17 protein-coding genes are annotated in these 17,644 nt (G+C 71.2%); 8 read left to right on the top strand and 9 right to left on the bottom strand.

Annotated elements, in window-relative coordinates; all coding sequences use genetic code 11:
- Window positions 1–60: 60 nt before the first annotated feature.
- The 4 genes from HNR76_RS03820 to pilG are packed head-to-tail and all read right to left on the bottom strand — an operon-like array spanning window position 61 to window position 3,458.
- The gene (locus HNR76_RS03820; protein ID WP_162310974.1) at window positions 61–2,097 is read right to left on the bottom strand and encodes a methyl-accepting chemotaxis protein; all 2,037 of its coding nucleotides are present in this window, start codon (window positions 2,095–2,097) and stop codon (window positions 61–63) included.
- Window positions 2,098–2,142: 45 nt separating this feature from the next.
- Window positions 2,143–2,673, bottom strand: a complete 531-nt coding sequence (locus HNR76_RS03815) for a chemotaxis protein CheW (protein WP_162310975.1) — start codon at window positions 2,671–2,673, stop codon at window positions 2,143–2,145.
- Window positions 2,673–3,038: a response regulator gene (locus HNR76_RS03810; protein ID WP_162310976.1), complete on the bottom strand. Its 366-nt coding sequence runs from the start codon at window positions 3,036–3,038 to the stop codon at window positions 2,673–2,675. The genes HNR76_RS03815 and HNR76_RS03810 overlap by 1 nt, the downstream gene beginning before the upstream one ends.
- Window positions 3,039–3,056: 18 nt before the next feature.
- Complete coding sequence (gene pilG / locus HNR76_RS03805) at window positions 3,057–3,458, bottom strand: twitching motility response regulator PilG (RefSeq protein WP_162310977.1); 402 nt, start codon at window positions 3,456–3,458, stop codon at window positions 3,057–3,059.
- 252 nt (window positions 3,459–3,710) lie between these two features.
- Between pilG and gshB the strand changes: the two genes are divergently transcribed.
- Window positions 3,711–4,691 (top strand): glutathione synthase, encoded by a 981-nt coding sequence (gene gshB, locus HNR76_RS03800; RefSeq protein ID WP_162310978.1) that lies wholly within the window; start codon window positions 3,711–3,713, stop codon window positions 4,689–4,691.
- A complete protein-coding gene (locus HNR76_RS03795; protein WP_162310979.1) occupies window positions 4,688–5,551 on the top strand; it encodes an energy transducer TonB in 864 nt (287 codons plus the stop codon). The genes gshB and HNR76_RS03795 overlap by 4 nt, the downstream gene beginning before the upstream one ends.
- Window positions 5,552–6,154: 603 nt before the next feature.
- Here the strand turns inward: HNR76_RS03795 and HNR76_RS03790 are convergent.
- Both HNR76_RS03790 and pyk read right to left on the bottom strand, forming a co-directional pair.
- Window positions 6,155–7,162 carry a class I fructose-bisphosphate aldolase gene (locus HNR76_RS03790; RefSeq protein WP_162310980.1) on the bottom strand — a complete coding sequence of 336 codons (1,008 nt, stop codon included), beginning with the start codon at window positions 7,160–7,162 and terminating at the stop codon, window positions 6,155–6,157.
- Window positions 7,163–7,273: 111 nt separating this feature from the next.
- On the bottom strand, window positions 7,274–8,737 hold the full coding sequence (gene pyk, locus HNR76_RS03785) for a pyruvate kinase (protein ID WP_162310981.1): 1,464 nt from the start codon (window positions 8,735–8,737) through the stop codon (window positions 7,274–7,276).
- Between the two features lie 253 nt (window positions 8,738–8,990).
- On the opposite strand from pyk, the gene HNR76_RS03780 reads away from it, so the two are divergent.
- Entirely contained in the window at window positions 8,991–9,968 is a 978-nt protein-coding gene (locus HNR76_RS03780; protein ID WP_162310982.1) for a transaldolase, read from the top strand.
- A gap of 110 nt (window positions 9,969–10,078) precedes the next feature.
- On the opposite strand, the gene msrA is transcribed toward HNR76_RS03780, so the two are convergent.
- On the bottom strand, window positions 10,079–10,687 hold the full coding sequence (gene msrA / locus HNR76_RS03775; protein WP_162311023.1) for a peptide-methionine (S)-S-oxide reductase MsrA: 609 nt from the start codon (window positions 10,685–10,687) through the stop codon (window positions 10,079–10,081).
- Window positions 10,688–10,743: 56 nt separating this feature from the next.
- Window positions 10,744–11,004: a putative signal transducing protein gene (locus tag HNR76_RS03770; RefSeq protein WP_162310983.1), complete on the bottom strand. Its 261-nt coding sequence runs from the start codon at window positions 11,002–11,004 to the stop codon at window positions 10,744–10,746.
- A 154-nt stretch (window positions 11,005–11,158) separates the two neighbouring features.
- Here HNR76_RS03770 and HNR76_RS03765 point away from each other — a divergent pair, with 154 nt between their 5' ends.
- The 3 genes from HNR76_RS03765 (at window position 11,159) to rlmM (ending at window position 14,610) form a co-directional block, all read left to right on the top strand.
- The gene (locus HNR76_RS03765) at window positions 11,159–12,919 is read left to right on the top strand and encodes a glutamine--tRNA ligase/YqeY domain fusion protein (protein WP_162310984.1); all 1,761 of its coding nucleotides are present in this window, start codon (window positions 11,159–11,161) and stop codon (window positions 12,917–12,919) included.
- A gap of 66 nt (window positions 12,920–12,985) precedes the next feature.
- Window positions 12,986–13,546 carry a nucleoside deaminase gene (locus HNR76_RS03760; protein WP_162310985.1) on the top strand — a complete coding sequence of 187 codons (561 nt, stop codon included), beginning with the start codon at window positions 12,986–12,988 and terminating at the stop codon, window positions 13,544–13,546.
- Between the two features lie 11 nt (window positions 13,547–13,557).
- Window positions 13,558–14,610: a 23S rRNA (cytidine(2498)-2'-O)-methyltransferase RlmM gene (gene rlmM / locus HNR76_RS03755; RefSeq protein ID WP_162311024.1), complete on the top strand. Its 1,053-nt coding sequence runs from the start codon at window positions 13,558–13,560 to the stop codon at window positions 14,608–14,610.
- A 173-nt stretch (window positions 14,611–14,783) separates the two neighbouring features.
- Here rlmM and HNR76_RS03750 read toward each other — a convergent pair whose 3' ends face one another.
- Window positions 14,784–15,677 (bottom strand): SMP-30/gluconolactonase/LRE family protein, encoded by an 894-nt coding sequence (locus HNR76_RS03750; protein WP_425501790.1) that lies wholly within the window; start codon window positions 15,675–15,677, stop codon window positions 14,784–14,786.
- A 176-nt stretch (window positions 15,678–15,853) separates the two neighbouring features.
- Between HNR76_RS03750 and HNR76_RS03745 the strand changes: the two genes are divergently transcribed.
- On the top strand, window positions 15,854–16,993 hold the full coding sequence (locus HNR76_RS03745; RefSeq protein WP_162310987.1) for a Gfo/Idh/MocA family protein: 1,140 nt from the start codon (window positions 15,854–15,856) through the stop codon (window positions 16,991–16,993).
- A 216-nt stretch (window positions 16,994–17,209) separates the two neighbouring features.
- Window positions 17,210–17,584: an EF-hand domain-containing protein gene (locus HNR76_RS03740; RefSeq protein ID WP_183982113.1), complete on the top strand. Its 375-nt coding sequence runs from the start codon at window positions 17,210–17,212 to the stop codon at window positions 17,582–17,584.
- Window positions 17,585–17,644: the final 60 nt, after the last annotated feature.

The raw sequence follows: 17,644 nt of genomic DNA, 5'->3' as shown, positions 1-17,644 counted from the left end.
CGCCCATGCGCATGTACCGGGCCTTGCTCATTACTTCTTCCCCCGTCGGGCGCGTCATCGTCAGCCAGGCAGCTTGAAGTCGGCGACCGAACGCCGCAGGTCCGCGGCCATCTGCGCCAGGTGTCCGATCGACTCGGCGGTCTGTCCGGCGCCGCGCGAGGTCTGGCCGGAAATCTGCTGGACCACGCCCATCGTCTTGGTGATGTCGGCCGCCGCGCCGGCCTGCTGCTGGGCGGCGACCGAGATGCTCTTGATCAGTTCGTTCAGCGCGTTGGACACGCGCTCGATCTCGGTCAGCGCGGTGCCGGCGTCCTCGGCCAGGCGCGCGCCCGACACCACCTCGGCGGTGGTCTGCTCCATCGAGCTGACCGCCTCGTTGGTGTCGGCCTGAATGGCCTGGACCAGGCCTTCGATGCGCCGGGTCGCGCTGGAGGTGCGCTCGGCCAGGCGCTGCACTTCGTCGGCCACCACCGCGAAGCCGCGGCCGGTCTCGCCCGCCGCAGCCGCCTGCACCGCCGCGTTGAGCGCCAGGATGTTGGTCTGCTCGGAAATGTCGTTGATCAGTTCCACGATCGAGCCGATCTCCTGCGAGGACTCGCCCAGGCGCTTGATGCGCTTGGAGGTCTCCTGGATCTGGTCGCGGATCTGGTCCATGCCCTGGATGGTCTCGCGCACCACGCCCGCGCCCTCGGCCGCGATGACCACCGAGCGCTGCGCCACTTCCGCCGATTCGGTGGAGTTGCGCGAGACCTGCTCGATGCTCGATGCGATCTCGTTGATGCGGTCGGAGGCGGCGGTGATCTGCTCGGCCTGGTGGTTGGACGCCTCGGCCAGTTGCAGCGCGGTGGCCTGGGTTTCCTGGGAGGAGGCCGCGACCTGCACCGAGGTGTCGTTGATCGTGGCCACCAGGTTGCGCAGCTCGTCCACGGCGTAGTTGATGGCGTCGGCGATGGCGCCGGTCATGTCCTCGGTCACCGAGGCCTTCACCGTCAGGTCGCCTTCGCCCAGCGAGCTGATCTCGTCCAGCAGCCGCATGATCGCCTGCTGGTTGCGGCTGTTGAACTCCACCTGTGCCTGGTAGCGCACTTCCTGCTCGCGGGCGCGGTTGCGCACCGAACTCCAGACGAAGCCGATCAGCGAGATCAGGGCGATGACGCCGGAAACCACGCCGATCCAGAAATTGGGGAACAGGCGCGTGTCGCGCACCGAGCCGAAGGACGAGAACGCGTCGAACAGGCGCTTGCTGTCGTCCAGCATCCTGCCCGAGCCGCTGGTGATGCTGGCGGCGGCGGCCTGGGCCGCGAACAGGTTCCTGGAACTGCCCAGGATCGCGTCCAGGTCCTTCTGCATCTCGTTCCACTGCGCCTGCGACTGCTCCAGCGCCGACAGCGCGGCCGGGTTGCGCACCGCGGCCACGCCCAGTTCCTCGTTGCCCTGGCGCAGGCCGTCGAGCACCTGCCCGAACACCAGCGCATCGCGGGTCAGCGCGTCGCCGGCGCTGGCCGCGCCCGGGCCGCCGGCACGGATCTCGGTGACGCGCCGGGCCATCGTCCCGGCCACCACCACCTGCTGCAGCGCGTTGAACACCTGCGCGGCCGGCGCGCCGGACGCGGTCATCGCGCGCACCACCTCGTTGAGCTGGGCCTGCAACTGCGGCACCCGGCCGACGAAGCGGTCGGCGTTGCCGGCCAGGGCCAGCACCGCCTGCTCGGAGGCGATGATCTGCCCGGCGCTCTTGCCCAGCGGGGTCCAGGTGCCCACCAGCCGCTCCAGGGGTTCGGATACGCCCGGCTCGGCGCTGAAGCGCCCCTGCAGCCCGGTCACGGTGGCCTCGATCTCGCTGCGGGTGGTGCGGAAGGCATTGAACGCCTCGGCGTTGCCCGCCACCGCGTCGCGGCCCTGGTTGGCCAACTGCTGCGACAGCACCTGCAGGTCGGCCGCGCCGGTGCTGGCGCCGGTGAGCCGGTTGCTCTGCCAGGTCGCCACGCCGGTGTTGGCGCCGAACACGACCACCGACAGCGACAGCAGGACCAGCCAGAACCCGGTGCTCACGCCGCCCAGACGGCTGGTCTTGGGGGTCTCGGGGGTAGTGCTCATGCGTCTTCTGCCTCGATCGGTAACGGGAACAGGAACGGCTCGCCGCTAGGCCGCCGCCTGCCTGAATTCGGGAGTGCGGGCCAGCCGCGAAAGCGAGAACACGCCCCAGTCGACGTCGTCGCTGTGGAAGGCGCGGTCGATGAAATGGGCGTAGCGGCCCTGCGCCAGCGGCGCCGGGTCGGCCGCCTGCTCCTGGTCGAAGCCGCGCTGGCCGTAGAGTTCGTCGATGGCCAGGGCCACGTCGCCGCCCTGCTGGCGCATGACCAGCACGCGCTGGCCCTCGTGCAGCACGGTGCGCTCGCCCTCCAGGAACAGCTTCAGGTCGACCACGGGGAACAGGTTGCCGCGCAGGTTGCCGATGCCCAGCAGCCACGGCTGCGCGCCGGGCACCGGGGTGACCGGCGGCATCGGCAGGATCTCGACCACCTCGCCGAACGCCGACACCAGGCGGCGCTTGCCCACCCGGTAGCCGACCCCGCGCCAGGTGTCGGCGCCCAGCTCGCGCGCCGGCAACTGGACCACGTGGGCCAGGCTGCGCTGCTCGTAGTCGGAGAGGATGTCGAACGGGGTACGCATCAGCCGGCCACCAACTGGTTGATCCGCGCCATGAGGTCTTCCTCGCGCGGCGGCTTGACCACGTAGTCGACCGCGCCCTGGCGCATGCCCCAGGCGCGGTCGGTCTCCATGCTCTTGGTGCTGACGATCAGCACCGGGATCTTGCTGGTGGCCGCGTCACGGCTGAGCGCGCGCGTGGCCTGGAACCCGCTCATCCCGGGCAGGACCACGTCCATCAGCACCAGGTCGGGCAGTTGCTTGCGCGCGATGTCCAGGCCGTCCTCGGCATTGGACGCGAACACGACGTCGTGGCCCGCACGCTGCAGCCACTGCGTGAAGACGGCACGGTCGGTCGGCGAATCTTCGATCAGCAGGATTCGAGCCATGGATTGCCTGCCCCCCGGTCAGGCGTTGACGTACGTACGGATGGCGCCCAGCAGTTCCTCGCGGGTGAAAGGCTTGGTCAGGTACTGCTCGGAGCCGACGATGCGGCCGCGGGCCTTGTCGAACAGCCCGTCCTTGGACGAGAGCATGATCACCGGCGTGGACTTGAACTTCTGGTTGCCCTTGATCAGCGCGCAGGTCTGGTAGCCGTCCAGGCGCGGCATCATGATGTCGACGAAGATGATCTGCGGCTGCTGGTCGGCGATCTTGGCCAGCGCCTCGAAGCCGTCGCTGGCGGTGACGACCTCGCAGCCCTCGCGCTTGAGCAGGGTCTCTGCGGTACGGCGGATGGTCTTGGAGTCGTCGATCACCATGACCCGCAAGCCGCCCAATTCCCCGTTCGGGGCCGTGTTGTCTGTCATTACCCAAATTCCCCTTGCGCGCGGCGCATCATCACTCCGGCGTCGCTACGTTGTCGATCTATATCCCAGTACGGCCACGGACTGTCAAGCCCGGCTTCGCGGCGGCGGCGGCCCGGCCGGGTCGCCCGCGGCGGTCCCCGTCGCCGCGGGCGGGCGCCGGCATCGCGACCCGCCTCGCGGCGGCCCCGGGCCGGGCCGGGTGTCCGGATCGGCTACCATCTTCGGCCTTCCCCCGCACGCCGCACCCGCGCCATGCCTCTGGACGTCATCGTGGTGATGGACCCTATCGGGTCGATCAAGATCGCCAAGGACACCACCTTCGCCATGCTGCTGGAGGCCCAGCGCCGCGGCCACCGCCTGCACTACGTGCGCCCCGGCGGGCTGTCGCTGCGCGACGGCCGCGCCCTGGCCCGGGTGGCGCCGCTGACGGTGAGCGACGACAAGGCCGGCTGGTACCGGCTGGGCGACTGGGGCGAACTGGCCTTCGGCCCCGGCCAGCTCGTGCTGATGCGCAAGGACCCGCCGTTCGACGGCGAGTATCTCTACGACACCCACATCCTGGACCTGGCGCGGCGGGCCGGCGCGCAGGTGGTCAACGACCCGCAGGGCCTGCGCGACTTCAACGAGAAGCTGGCGGCGCTGCTGTTCCCGCAGTGCTGCCCGCCGAGCCGGATCAGCCGCGACCCGGCCGAGCTGAAGGCCTTCGCCGCCGAGCACGGCAGGGTGGTGCTCAAGCCGCTGGACGGCATGGGCGGGCGCTCGATCTTCCTCAGCCAGGCCGGCGACCCCAACCTCAACGTGATCCTGGAGACGCTGACCGAGTCGGGGCGCAAGCTGGCCCTGGCCCAGCGCTGGCTGCCGGAAATCGCCCTGGGCGACAAGCGCATCCTGCTGATCGACGGCACCCCGGTGGACTACTGCCTGGCGCGGGTCCCGCAGGGCGACGACTTCCGCGGCAACCTGGCCGCCGGCGGCCGTGGCGAGGGCCGCCCGCTGAGCGAGCGCGACCGCTGGATCGCCGCCCAGGTCGGGCCGGAGATGAAGCGCCGCGGCATGCGCTTCGTCGGCCTGGACGTGATCGGCGACTGGCTGACCGAGGTCAACGTCACCAGCCCCACCTGCGTGCGCGAACTGGACGCGCAGTTCGGCCTGAACATCGCCGGGATGCTGTTCGACGCGATCGAGGCCGGCCCGGCCATCACCGGCTCGAACGGGACCGACGGCCGGGCATGAACGCCGCGGCTGGCGCCCCGCCGCAGATCGGCGAGCAGCAGCGCCTGACCGCCACCCTGGTGCTGTCGCTGCTGGTGCACGGCATCGCGATCCTGGGCCTGGGCTTCGTCCTGGACGACGAGGCGCCGCTGGTACCCACGCTGGACGTGATCTTCAGCCACACCCGGACCCCGCTCACGCCCGAGCAGGCCGACTTCCTGGCCCAGGCCAACAACCGCGGCGGCGGCGAACACGAGGTCGCGCAGCGCCCCCGCGACACCCAGGCCGGGACCATCCCGCTGGCCGAGCCCGGGCTGGCGCCGCTGCCCGAGCAGCGCCGCGCGGCGGTCGAGTCGCCGCCCCCGCAGGCCCGCATCGTGGCCAGCCGGCGCGGCGAGGACGTCGTGCCGACGACCCAGGCCGAGCCGGAGCCGGCACCGGTCAGCCCGGTGCGCGCCGCGCGCGACGCGGAGATGGCCCGGCTGGCCGCGGAGGTCTACCTGCGCTCGGAACTCTACGCCAAGCGGCCCACCCGCAAGTTCGTCTCCGCCAGCACCCGCGAGTACGCCTACGCCAACTACCTGCGCGCCTGGGTGGACCGGGCCGAGCGGGTCGGCAACCTCAACTACCCGGACGAGATCCGCCGGCGCAGGCTCGGCGGCCAGGTGGTGATCAGCGTGGGCGTGCGCCGCGACGGCACGGTGGAAAGCACCCGCATCCTGCGTTCCAGCGGCACCCCGATGCTGGACGCGGCGGCCGAGCGGATCGTGCTGCTGGCCGAGCCGTTCCCGCCCCTGCCCGATGGCGGCGACCGGGTCGACATCCTGCACGTCACCCGCACCTGGGTGTTCGTGCCTGGCGGGCAGTTGCGGACCGAATAGCGCCTTCACGCCCCCCGGGTCGGGAGCCGGCTTGACGGCGACCGCCGTCTCCAGGGATTCAACCCTGGAAGAACCGGCTTGGCGGGAAGTCGGCTTGGTGGAAAATCTGCTTGGCCGACTCCGGAGCGGACGGAAGCATCCGTGCGTAACGGCCAAGGCGACACACGCGGGCGGCCGAGATGGAACATCGGCTGCGTTCGTCGGCCAACGGCGAGGGCCTGGACAGAAGATCGTCCCCGCAACTTTCATGGACGAAGCCCGGCCCTGCGGGGGATGACGATCCAGGTCTCACGCAACGCGCTCGGGGCAGGAAACGCGCGCGCTTTTCTCACAATGATCCACGAAGCCCTCTCCACGCACACGAGACGCCGATGGCCGGGGGCTCGGGGAACAAGTGCGCCATGGATGACGCGCGCCCGAGTCGGGGCAGGAAGCCCCGATCGAGGGAGGAGCGAGTCCCCCGGCCATCGGCGGCCCGGCCGGGGCCGAGCCTTCCCGGGCCGCCTTCGGAGCCGGATATCCTCGCCTCCAGGCCGCCCCACAACAAGAACGCCGGCACAAGGCCGGCGTCCAGGTCCACGCAACAAGGCGAAACGATGCGGCTCAGTCGCCCTGCCACTGGCCGAGCGAGGCCAGGCCGTTGGCGCGCGCGCGCGCCAGCACCGTGTCCTGGGCCTTCTTGTAGTTGCCGGCCATGTCCTGCGACCACAGCTTCATCGCCGCCTGCTGCATGGCACGGCCGTAAGAGAAGCTGAGCGGCCACGGGTTGGGGCCGAGGCGGTTCATCGCGTCCAGGTGCGCGGTGGCCAGCTCGTCGCTCTGCCCGCCGGACAGGAACACGATCCCCGGCAGGATCGCCGGCACCGTGCTCTTCAGGCACATCAGGGTGGACTCGGCCACTTCCTGGATGTCGGCCTGCTCCTCGCAGTCCTTGCCGGAGACCACCATCGAGGTCTTCAGGATGGTGCCTTCCAGCAGCACGTTCTGCTCGTACAGGGCGGCGAACAGCGAGCGCAGCACCGCCTCGGTGACCTCATAGCCGGTCTCGATGTCGTGGTCGCCGTCCATCAGCACCTCCGGCTCGACCATCGGCACCAGGCCCTGCTCCTGGCACAGCGCCGCGTAGCGGGCCAGGGCATGGGCGTTGGCCTCGATGCAGGTGCCGGTGGGGATGTCCTCGCCGATGTTGATCACCGCGCGCCACTTGGCGAAGCGCGCGCCGAGCCGGTAGTACTCCTCCAGGCGCGCGCGCAGGCCGTCCAGGCCCTCGGTGACCAGCTCGCCGGGGAAGCCGGCCAGCGCGGCGGTGCCCTTGTCCACCTTGATGCCCGGGATCATGCCCTGCTGGGCCATGTACTTGGCGAAGGGCACGCCGTCCTTGGTGGACTGGCGCAGGGTCTCGTCGTACAGGATCGCGCCGGAGATGTGCTCGGACAGCCTGGGCGCGGTGAGCAGCAGCTCGCGGTAGGCGCGGCGGTGTTCCTCGGTGCTCTCGATGCCGACGGCGGCGAAGCGCTTGCCGATGGTGCCGGTGGATTCGTCGATCGCGATGATGCCCTTGCCCGGGGCGACCATGGCCTGGGCGGTTTCGGCGAGCTGCTCGATGCTCATGGGGGGGTCCTGCACGGCGGGGGAAGGGCCGCGATTATAGCCGCAGCGCTGTCCCGCCATTCCCCCCGGCCCTATCGGCGGGCCGGCGCCTGGCGGGCGCCGGCCCCGCGGTCACAGGTCGCCCAGCCCGCTGGCGCGGCCGTCGGAGCCCACTTCCAGCAGGCGCAAGGTGTTGGTCGCGCCGTGGGTCTCCATGTGCTCGCCGCTGGTGAACACCACCCGGTCGCCGGCGGCCAGCATGCCGGCGTCGACCAGCAGGCGGATGCTGCCCCGCGCGGCCTCGCGCGGGGTCAGGCCGCGGCTGTCGAAGCCGATCGGGAACACGTCGCGCATCAGCGCCATCTGCCGGCGGGCGCCGTCGTGGCGGGTGATGGCGTAGATCGGCGACTTGGCACGGAAGCGCGACAGGTAGCGCGCGGTGCCGCCGGACTCGGTCATGGCCACGATCGCGCGCACGCCGATGTGCTCGGACAGGAACATGGTCGCCATGGCGATGGCCTGGTCGGCGCGCTCCAGGTTGCGCTGGGCCTTGCCGAAGTCGGTCTGGGTCTGGAACTGGCGCTCGGCGCCCAGGCAGATGCGGGCCATCGCCTCCACCGCCTTGACCGGGTAGGCGCCGGCGGCGGTCTCGGCCGACAGCATCACCGCGTCGGTGCCGTCGATCACCGCGTTGGCCACGTCCAGCACCTCGGCGCGGGTCGGGATCGGGCTTTCCACCATGGACTGCAGCATCTGGGTGGCGGTGATCACCACCTTGTTCTGCACCAGCGACTCGCGGATGATCTTCTTCTGCAGGCCAGGCAGCTCGGCGTCGCCGATCTCCACGCCCAGGTCGCCGCGGGCGACCATCACCACGTCGGAAGCCTCGACGATCTCCACCAGGTTCTCGATCGCCTCGGTGCGCTCGATCTTGGACACCAGCGCGGCATCGCAGCCGTGCGAGCGGGCGACCTCGCGGGCGTCGTGCATGTCCTGCGCGTTGCGGCAAAAGGACACGGCGATGAAGTCCACGCCGATCTTGGCGACGATGCCGATCAGTTCCTTGTCGCGCTCGGTCAGCGCGCCCAGGGACAGGCCGCCGCCCTGCTTGTTCAGGCCCTTGCGGTCGGACAGCACGCCGTCGTTGAGCACGGTGTTGACGATGCGCTCGCCCTGAACCTCCACCACCTTCAACTGCATCAGGCCGTCGTCCAGCAGCAGCACGTCGCCCGCCCTCACGTCGCCGGGCAGGCCCAGGTAGCTCACGCCGACCTGGGTGGCGTCGCCGGCCGGGGCATTGACGTCGGCCACTAGGTCGAAGCGGTCGCCCGCCTTCAGCGCCACCTTGCCCTGGGCGAAACGCTCGATGCGGATCTTCGGGCCGGGCAGGTCGGCCAGGATGCCGACCTCCACGCCCGCCCGCTGCGCGGCGGCACGCACGTCGGCGGCGCGCTTGGCCTGGCCGGAGGGATCGCCATGGGAGAAGTTCAGGCGGACCACGTTCACGCCGGCGCGCAGCAGCGCCTCCAGCACGCCCGGCGAATCGGTGGCCGGTCCGAGGGTGGCGAGGATCTTGGTGCGACGGCGGTTGGTCATGAAGGGCTTCCCGAAAAGGCAGGGAAAACTACCACATCGCCTCTCGCGACGGCAGCGCTGTCATCGCCCGTCGCGCATGCCGCCGCGGCGCGCCGGACTTGTGCGGAGCGGTTACCGCCCCCATATGCGTCGGTGCACGCATCGGAATAGTTGCAAACACAACCGCCGCCGATGCCCAGCCGCCGGCCATGCCGTCCCTGCACAGGCTAGGATGGAAAGGTCGTCTTCCCACGCATTCTCAAGCCGAAATCCAATGACCGCCACTTCTTCCGCTTCTCCCTCCCGGCTCCAGCAACTGCGCCAGATGTCCGTCGTCGTCGCCGACACCGGCGACTTCGACGCCATCAAGCGCCTCAAGCCGGTCGATTGCACCACCAACCCGACCCTGGTGAAGAAAGCGCTGGTGCTCCCGGTGTACGCCGAGCTGATCGAGCGCGAACTGGCCTGGGCGCACGCCCAGGCCGGCGCGGGCGACAAGGCCGTCGTCGACGAGGTCGCCGACCGCCTCACCGTGGGCGTGGGCGCGATGCTCAGCGCGCTGGTCCCCGGCCGCGTCTCCACCGAGGTCGACGCCGACCTGGCCCACGACACCGCCGCCACCGTGGCCAAGGCGCGCAAGTTCGTGGCCATGTACGCCGAGCGCGGCGTCGGCCGCGACAAGATCCTGATCAAGGTCGCCGCGACCTGGGAAGGCGTGGAGGCCGCGCGCCAGTTGCAGGCCGAGGGCATCGACTGCAACCTCACCCTGATCTTCAACCCCACCCAGGCCATCGCCTGCGCCGAGGCCGGCGCGTTCCTGATCTCGCCGTTCGTCGGCCGCATCCTGGACTGGTACAAGGCCCGCGGCCAGGTGCCGGCCAGCATCGACGAGGACCCGGGCGTGAAGTTCGTGCGCGGGGTCTACGACGAGTTCAAGCGCCGCGGCTCGTCCACGGTGGTGATGGGCGCCTCGTTCCGCTCCGTCGAGCAGGTGCTGGCGCTGGCCGGCTGCGACCGCCTGACCATCTCGCCGGACCTGCTGGAACAACTGGACGCGTCCACCGGCACGGTCGAGCGCAGGCTCTCGCCGGTCGCGCGCGAGGAGCGCGCCACGGTTCCGGTCGATGCGGCCCGCTTCGCCGCCGACCTGGCCGCCGACGCCATGGCCAACGACAAGCTGGCCGAGGGCATCGTCACCTTCGCCAAGGACCTGGACGCGCTGCGCGCGGACATCGCCCAGCGCCTGGCGTGACCGGGCCCGCGTAGAGGCACTGGCCGGCCGGGTTCGCCCGGACCGGCCACGGCTTCGTTGCGCGGGCGGCTTCCCCGTGCGCCAGGCGCGCGCCTGCGCCTAGCTTGCGCCTAGATCGGGCAGGACACGCCGGTGCCGGCCAGCCCGCAGTAGCCGTTGGGGTTCTTCGCCAGGTATTGCTGGTGGCAGTCCTCGGCGTGGAAGAACGCCGGCGCCGGGTACGCCACCTCGGTGGTGACCGGCGGATAGCCAGCCAGTTGCAACTGCTGCTGGTAGGCCTGGCGGCTGGCCAGCGCCGCCTCGTACTGCGCCTGCGTATGGCAGTACAGGACCGAACGGTACTGGGTGCCCAGGTCGTTGCCCTGGCGCATGCCCTGGGTGGGGTCGTGGCTTTCCCAGAACACCTTCAGCAAGGTGGCGAAGTCGATCTGCTCCGGGTCGTAGACCACGCGCACCACCTCGGCGTGGCCGGTGCGGCCGGAGCACACTTCCTCGTAGGTGGGGTTGGGCGTGCTTCCGCCGGCATAGCCCGCGGCGGTGGTGAACACGCCCGGCAACTGCCAGAACCTGCGCTCGGCGCCCCAGAAGCAACCCAGGCCGAGATCGGCCGTCTCCATGCCGGGGAAGTCGCCGCGCAGCGGCCGGCCATGGACATGGTGGACGCCGGCCAGCGGCAGCGGGTCGGCACGGCCGGGCAGCAGGTCCTGCTCGCGCGGCATGCGCTGTTTCGACGCACCCACGCCAAGGAACGATCCGGTACTCACGGTTGCCTCCTTCAGGCCGGCTGCAGGCCGGGTTCGTCCTCCCAGGTGGGGGCATCGGGCTCGCCGCCCAAGCCCGCCGCCTGCAGCGCCGCATCGACCTGCGGCATGCAGGGATCGGGCACGCAGACGCGCAGCACGCCGAACAGCGGCAGTTCGCCCGCCCCGCCCAGCAGGTTCTCGCCGAAGACGAAGGCGGGGATGCCGGCGTTCTCCAGCGCGTGCCGGGCCAGGTGGGCATCAATCAGGTTCTGGGCGCGATAGGCGACCTGCATGTTGGTTTTCTCCCGGCGGGCGGATGCGGCACCCTGCCAGCATACGCCGGCCCCGCCAGCGGCCGATGAACTGAACGCCCGGCCCGCGCCGGCGGCCCAGGCCGGGACGGCTCGGATAAACTCCTCGTTTACCTTTTTTGGCCGCCTCCGCACCATGTCCGATACCGTCCCGTCCACTGCGCCGGAAAAGCGCGCCACCGATGCCCCGGCATCGACGAAAAAGGATTTCATCCGCCAGATCGTCCGCGAGGACCTGGCCAGCGGCAAGCATTCCGCCATCCGCACCCGCTTCCCGCCCGAGCCCAACGGCTACCTGCACATCGGCCATGCCAAGGCGATCTGCCTGGACTTCGGCATCGCCGCCGAGTTCGACGGCCGCTGCAACCTGCGCTTCGACGACACCAACCCGGCCAAGGAGGACCCCGAGTTCGTCCAGGCCATCCAGGACGACGTGCGCTGGCTGGGCTACGAATGGGCCAGCCTGCGCCATGCCTCGGACTACTTCGAGGTCTACTACCTGGCCGCCGAGAAGCTGATCCGCGACGGCAAGGCCTTCGTCTGCGACCTGTCGCCGGAGCAGGTACGCGAATACCGCGGCACCCTGACCGAGCCGGGCCGCGAATCGCCGTACCGCAACCGCAGCGCGGAGGAGAGCCTGGACCTGTTCCGGCGCATGCGCGCCGGCGAATTCCCGGACGGGGCCCGCACCCTGCGCGCCAGGATCGACATGGCCTCGGGCAACATCAACCTGCGCGACCCGGCGCTGTACCGGATCAAGCACGTCGAGCACCAGAACACCGGCGACGCCTGGCCGATCTACCCGATGTACGACATCGCCCATGCCCTGGGCGATGCCATCGAGGGCATCACCCACTCGCTGTGCACGCTGGAGTTCGAGGACCACCGCCCGCTGTACGACTGGTGCGTGGACAACGTGGACCTGGCCGGCCACCCGGAGCTGCTGCAGCCGCTGCTGGCCAAGGGCCTGCCGATCGAGGCGGCCAAGCCGCGCCAGATCGAGTTCTCGCGCCTGAACATCAACTACACGGTGATGAGCAAGCGCAAGCTCACCCAGCTCGTGGCCGAGAACCTGGTCGACGGCTGGGACGACCCGCGCATGTACACCCTGCAGGGCCTGCGCCGGCGCGGCTACACCCCCGCCGCGCTGCGCCTGCTGGTGGACCGGGTGGGCATCAGCAAGCAGAACTCGGTGATCGACTTCTCGGTGCTGGAAGGCTGCCTGCGCGAGGACCTGGACGCGGCCGCGCCGCGCCGCATGGCGGTGATCGACCCGCTGAAGCTGGTGCTGGCCAACCTGCCCGAGGGCCACGAGGAATCGCTGGACTTCCCCAACCATCCCAAGGACGCATCGCTCGGCCAGCGCCGGGTGCTGTTCTCGCGCGAGCTGTGGATCGAGCGCGAGGACTTCGCCGAGGTGCCGCCCAAGGGCTGGAAGCGGCTGGTCCCCGGCGGCGAGGCGCGCCTGCGCGGCGCGGGCATCGTGCGCATCGACGAGGTGGTGAAGGACGACGGCGGCCAGGTGGTCGAACTTCGCGGCTGGCTGGACCCGGAATCGCGCCCGGGCATGGAAGGCGCCAACCGCAAGGTCAAGGGCACGATCCACTGGGTCAGCGCACCGCACGCGGTGGCCGCGGAGATCCGCCTGTACGACCGCCTGTTCTCGGTGGAGAGGCCGGACGACGAGTCCGACGGCAAGGGCTACCGCGACCACCTCAACCCGGATTCGAAGAGGACCGTGGCCGGCTGGGTCGAGCCGGCCGCCGCGCAGGCCGTGCCGGAGCAATCGTTCCAGTTCGAGCGCAGCGGCTATTTCGTCGCCGACCGCTACGACCACGCCCCGGGCCGGCCGGTGTTCAACCGCAGCGTCACCCTGCGCGACACCTGGGCGGGCTGAACCCGGCGCGGCGCCGGGCCTATACACTGCAGGCCCCGGTCCGCCGCAGCCCCCCGCGCACGCCGAATGCTCTACGCCCAGGTCCACCTCACCCTGCCCGCCTGGATCCACGATGCCGTCGATCCGGCTGCGGTGTTCGCCGGCGACGAGGCCAAGGTCGCCCTGGCGATCGAGCTGTCCGGGCGCAACGTCCAGGCGCGCAGCGGCGGCCCGTTCGGCGCGGTGGTGTTCGGCCCGGACGACCGCGTCATCGCCGCCGGCGTGAACCGGGTGGTGCCGCACGCCACCTCGCTGGCCCACGCGGAGAACATGGCCTACATGCTGGCCCAGCAGCGCCTGCAGAACCCGCGCCTGAACGACGTGCTCGCCCCGGTCACCCTGGCCACGTCCTCGCAGCCGTGCTGCCAGTGCTACGGCGCCACCATCTGGGCCGGCATCGACCGCCTGCTGATCGGCGCCCGCTCCGAGGACGTGATGGCGCTGACCGAGTTCGACGAGGGCCCGCTGCCGGCCGACTGGATCGGCGAGCTGGAGCGCCGCGGCATCGCCGTGGCCCGCGACCTGCTGCGGGCCGAGGCGTGCGCGGTGCTGCGCGCCTATGGAGAGCGCGGCGGCGAGCGTTACTGATGAGCGCCGCCATGAACGGCCTGCTCGGCTACTGCCGCCAGGGTTTCGAGCCGGAGCTGGCCGCCGAGCTGGGCGAGCGCGCCGCCACGGCCGGCATCGCCGGCTATGCGCGCGCCGGCCGCGACGACGGCCACGTGCTGTTCGTCACCGGCGACGAAGCCGATGCGCGGACGCTGGCCCGGGCATTGCCGTCGCGCGGGCTGGTCTTCGCCCGGCAGAAGCTGCGCCTGCTGGCCGAGCTGCGCGGCATGGACCCGAAGGACCGGCTGACGCCGCTGCTGGCCGCGCTGCCCGAAGGGCTGCGCGTGGCAGACGCGTGGGCCGAGCATCCGGACTCGGACGCCGGCAAGCCGCTGTCTGCGCTGGCGCGCAGCTTCGGCAACGCGCTGCGCCCGGCGCTGCGCAAGGCCGGCCATCTCGTCGCCACGGACGACGCCCGCCTGCCGCGGCTGCACGTGTGTTTCCTCGCCGGCGACCACGCACTGCTGGCCCTGGGCGACCCGCGCGACAGCGCGCCGTGGCCGCTGGGCATCCCCCGGCTGAAGCTGCTGCCCGATGCGCCCTCGCGCTCGGCGCTGAAGCTGGAGGAAGCGTTCCTGGTGCTGCTCGACGCCGGCGAGCGCGAGCGCCTGCTGCACCCCGGCATGACCGCCGCCGACCTCGGCGCCGCGCCCGGCGGCTGGACCTGGGTGCTGACCCGCCACCACCTGCGCGTGACCTCGGTCGACAACGGCCCGCTGCGCCAGCACGTGCTGGATACCGGCCTGGTCGAGCACCTGCGCGCCGACGGCTTCCACTGGCAGCCCTCGCGGCCGCTGGACTGGATGGTCTGCGACATGGTCGAGCAGCCCCGCCGGGTGGCCGCGCGCATGGCGCAATGGTTCGCCCAGGGCTGGTGCCGGCACGCGGTGTTCAACCTCAAGCTGCCGATGAAGAAGCGCTGGCAGGAGACGCGGCAGTGCCTGGAGCTGTTCGCCGCCCAGGCCGGACGCCCGCTGACCGTGCGCGCGCGCCAGCTCTACCACGACCGCGAGGAGATCACCGTCTTCGCCACGGCCGCGTAGCGGTATCCGCGGCGCGATGGCATCGCAGGCATGCGAGGTGGGAAACATGCCGGGCATGCCGGCCTTCCTGCCTCCGAACCCTGCGCCGGCTGAAGCCGGCTCCTACGGCCGCAAGCCGCCCGTACGCCGGGATCGGCGAAGAACCCCCGGCCTCCCGCGCGTGGCCGGTGCCCTCAACGGCCGTACTCGCGGCCGGGCCGCTCGCTGCGGAAGGTCTCGATCGCGCCGCGGTCCTGCAGGGTGACGTACACCTCGCGCCCATCGGCGCCGCCGAAGGCGACGTTGGTCGGGTTCTGCCCCTTCAGCCGCACCTCGCGCAGCAGCTCGCCCGTGGGCGACACCACGGCCACCGTGCCGGCGCCGTAGCGAGCGATGTAGAGGTTGCCGTCGACGTCGCTGCGCATGCCGTCCATGCCGTGATCGGGGAACTCCAGCAGCAGGCGCTTGTTCGACACGCCGCCATCGGCCCCGATGTCGTAGACCCAGACTTTCCGCTGCACGCTCTCGTTGACGTACAGGCGCTTGCCGTCGGGACCGACCTCGATGCCGTTGGTCGTGCCCATCCCGGTTTCCAGGCGCGTGGCGGCGCCGTCGCGGCCGATGCGCCAGAGCTGGCCGGTGCCGGTGCTCCAGTCCGGGTCGCTGGCGTAGAGCGTGCCGTCGGGGGCGAGGGCGATGTCGTTGGGCTGGTGGGCACCGGCCAGGTGCGCGAACACCTCGACCGCGCGGGTGCGCGTATCGATGCGCAGCACGTTGTGGCAGGTGTAGTCGGCCACGAACATGGCGCCATCGGCACCGAAGCGGATGCCGTTGCCGGTGCTGCCCGCGGGCAGCTCGACGAACGGCGAGGCATGGCCGAGGCCATCGGCTTGCGGCACGACCCGGCCGATGGTGCCGTCGCGGCCGAACGCCACCGCATACAGCACCCCGCCCGGACCGGTGGCCGGGCCTTCGATGCCGCCGCCGAACACACCGTCGCCGACGAAGTCGCGGGCCACGAACGGAGCCGCAGCGGCGGCCAGGGTGTCGGGCGCGGCGGGCGCGGACGCGCAGGCGGCCAGGAGCAGCGGCAGGACGGCGGCCGGAACGGATCGAATCGGAGTCGGGCGGTCGATGGCGGTATCCTCCTGGACGGTGCGGAGGGCAGTGTGCCAGAGCCGCTCCGGCATGCGCCGCCGTCCGTTCGCGGACGCGGCATGGCAAGGTGGCGGACTGCGCCACGCACGCGACCAAGGGAGGGATCATGCAGCTACAAGGAATCACCCGCCGCCACCTGCTGGCGGCGATGGCCGGCGCCGGCCTGGGCGCCGCACTGCCCGTCCGCGCGGGAACGTCCACGCAATCGCCGCCACCGGCGCCGCGCCGCCAGGACTCCATCGGCGTGGCCCTGGTCGGGCTGGGCTACTACGCCTCCCACCTGCTCGCGCCGGGGCTGCAACTGACCCGCAACTGCCATCTGGCCGGCATCGTCACCAGCTCGCCGGAGAAGGTCCCGGCATGGCAGGAACGGCACGGCATCCCCGACCGCAACGTCTACGACTACGACGGCTTCGACCGCATCGCCGACAACCCCGACATCCAGGCGGTCTACATCGCCACGCCCAACGACCTGCACCTGCCACTGACCCGGCGCGCGGCCGCCGCCGGCAAGCACGTGTGGTGCGAGAAGCCGATGGCGATGAACGCGGCCGAGGGCGAGGCCATGATCGAGGCCTGCCGCCGCAACAAGGTGCAACTGGCCATCGGCTATCGCCTGCAGCACGAGTCCAACACCCGCCGGCTGATGGCCATGGCCCGGGATAAGCCCTACGGGAAGATCCTCAAGGTGCGCGCCGATGCCGGCTTCCACGCCTACGACGATGTCGACCCGGCCGCCAAGCCCTGGCGCCTGCTGCCGCAGCACGGCGGCGGCGCGATGTACGACATGGGCGTGTACGCGCTCAATGCCGCGCGCTACACCACCGCGCAGGAACCGGTGGCGGTGACCGCGCGCCAGGAGATCCACCGCCCGCACCTGTTCGAGGGCGTGGACGAAACCATGTACTTCACCCTGGAGTTCGGCGACGGCCTGGTGGCCGAGTGCGCCACCAGCTTCGGCAAGGAGATGAACACCCTGCGCATCGACTGCGAGCGCGGCTGGTACGAAATGGCGCCGTTCCAGACCTACGACGGCCTGAAGGGCCGCACCAGCGACGGCCAGGTCTTCACCGATACGGGCGTGTCCCCGTACCAGCAGGCCAGGCAGATGGACGACGACGCCCTGGCCATCCTGCAGGGCACCGCGCCGCTGGTGCCGGGCGAGGAGGGCCTGCGCGACATGCGCGTGCTCGACGCGGTGTACGCCTCCGCGCGCGGCGGCGGCCGCCGCATCGTCCTGGCGTAGCCCTCGCGCCGGTGGCGGCGTGCCCGGTGCCGGCGGCCTTCCGGTACGGGACACGCCTGTCCGATGGACGCCCTGCGCCGCGCACCCGGGCCCCGGAGCGCGGCGCCCACATCGCGGGTCGATCCGGGGAAACACCGGCCGCCGGCATGCGGCGTTTACCGGCGCTTCACCGGTCCGCTCCTAGCGTTTGCAGCCTCGTCGCCGATGCCTACCGCCATGGACCGTCGCTTCCCTCGCCTCATCGCCGGCCCCTTGCTCGCCCTCGCCAGCACCGGCGCGCTGGCCCAGGCCACGTCCCTGCCGCTTCCGCCGCCGGAAGCGCCGCCGGCCAGCGCGCCCATGCAGCGGCAGAGCGGCATGGTGGTGATCCCCGGCGACCACCACGAGCTCACCATCGTCCGCTCGTTCGAGCCGGACAGCGTCGTCGGCGACTACCGGATCGACTTCGATGCACTCGATGCCGATGGCGATGGCCTCATCGACCGCCGCGAAGCCGCCGCCAACGCCACCCTGGAGGCGGAGTTCCGCGCGGTCGACGCCAATGCCGACGGCCGCCTCGACCGCGAAGAACTGGCCGGCTGGATCCGCTGAACCCGCATGCATGCGCCGGGGGCCGGGCCTGGGCGATTGCGCTTGGGATTTCCCCGGTCC

This window comes from Pseudoxanthomonas broegbernensis, assembly GCF_014202435.1.
Lineage (GTDB): Bacteria > Pseudomonadota > Gammaproteobacteria > Xanthomonadales > Xanthomonadaceae > Pseudoxanthomonas > Pseudoxanthomonas broegbernensis.
Note: the sequence above shows the minus strand (reverse complement) of the source record. Positions and strands in the feature narration are given on the sequence as shown.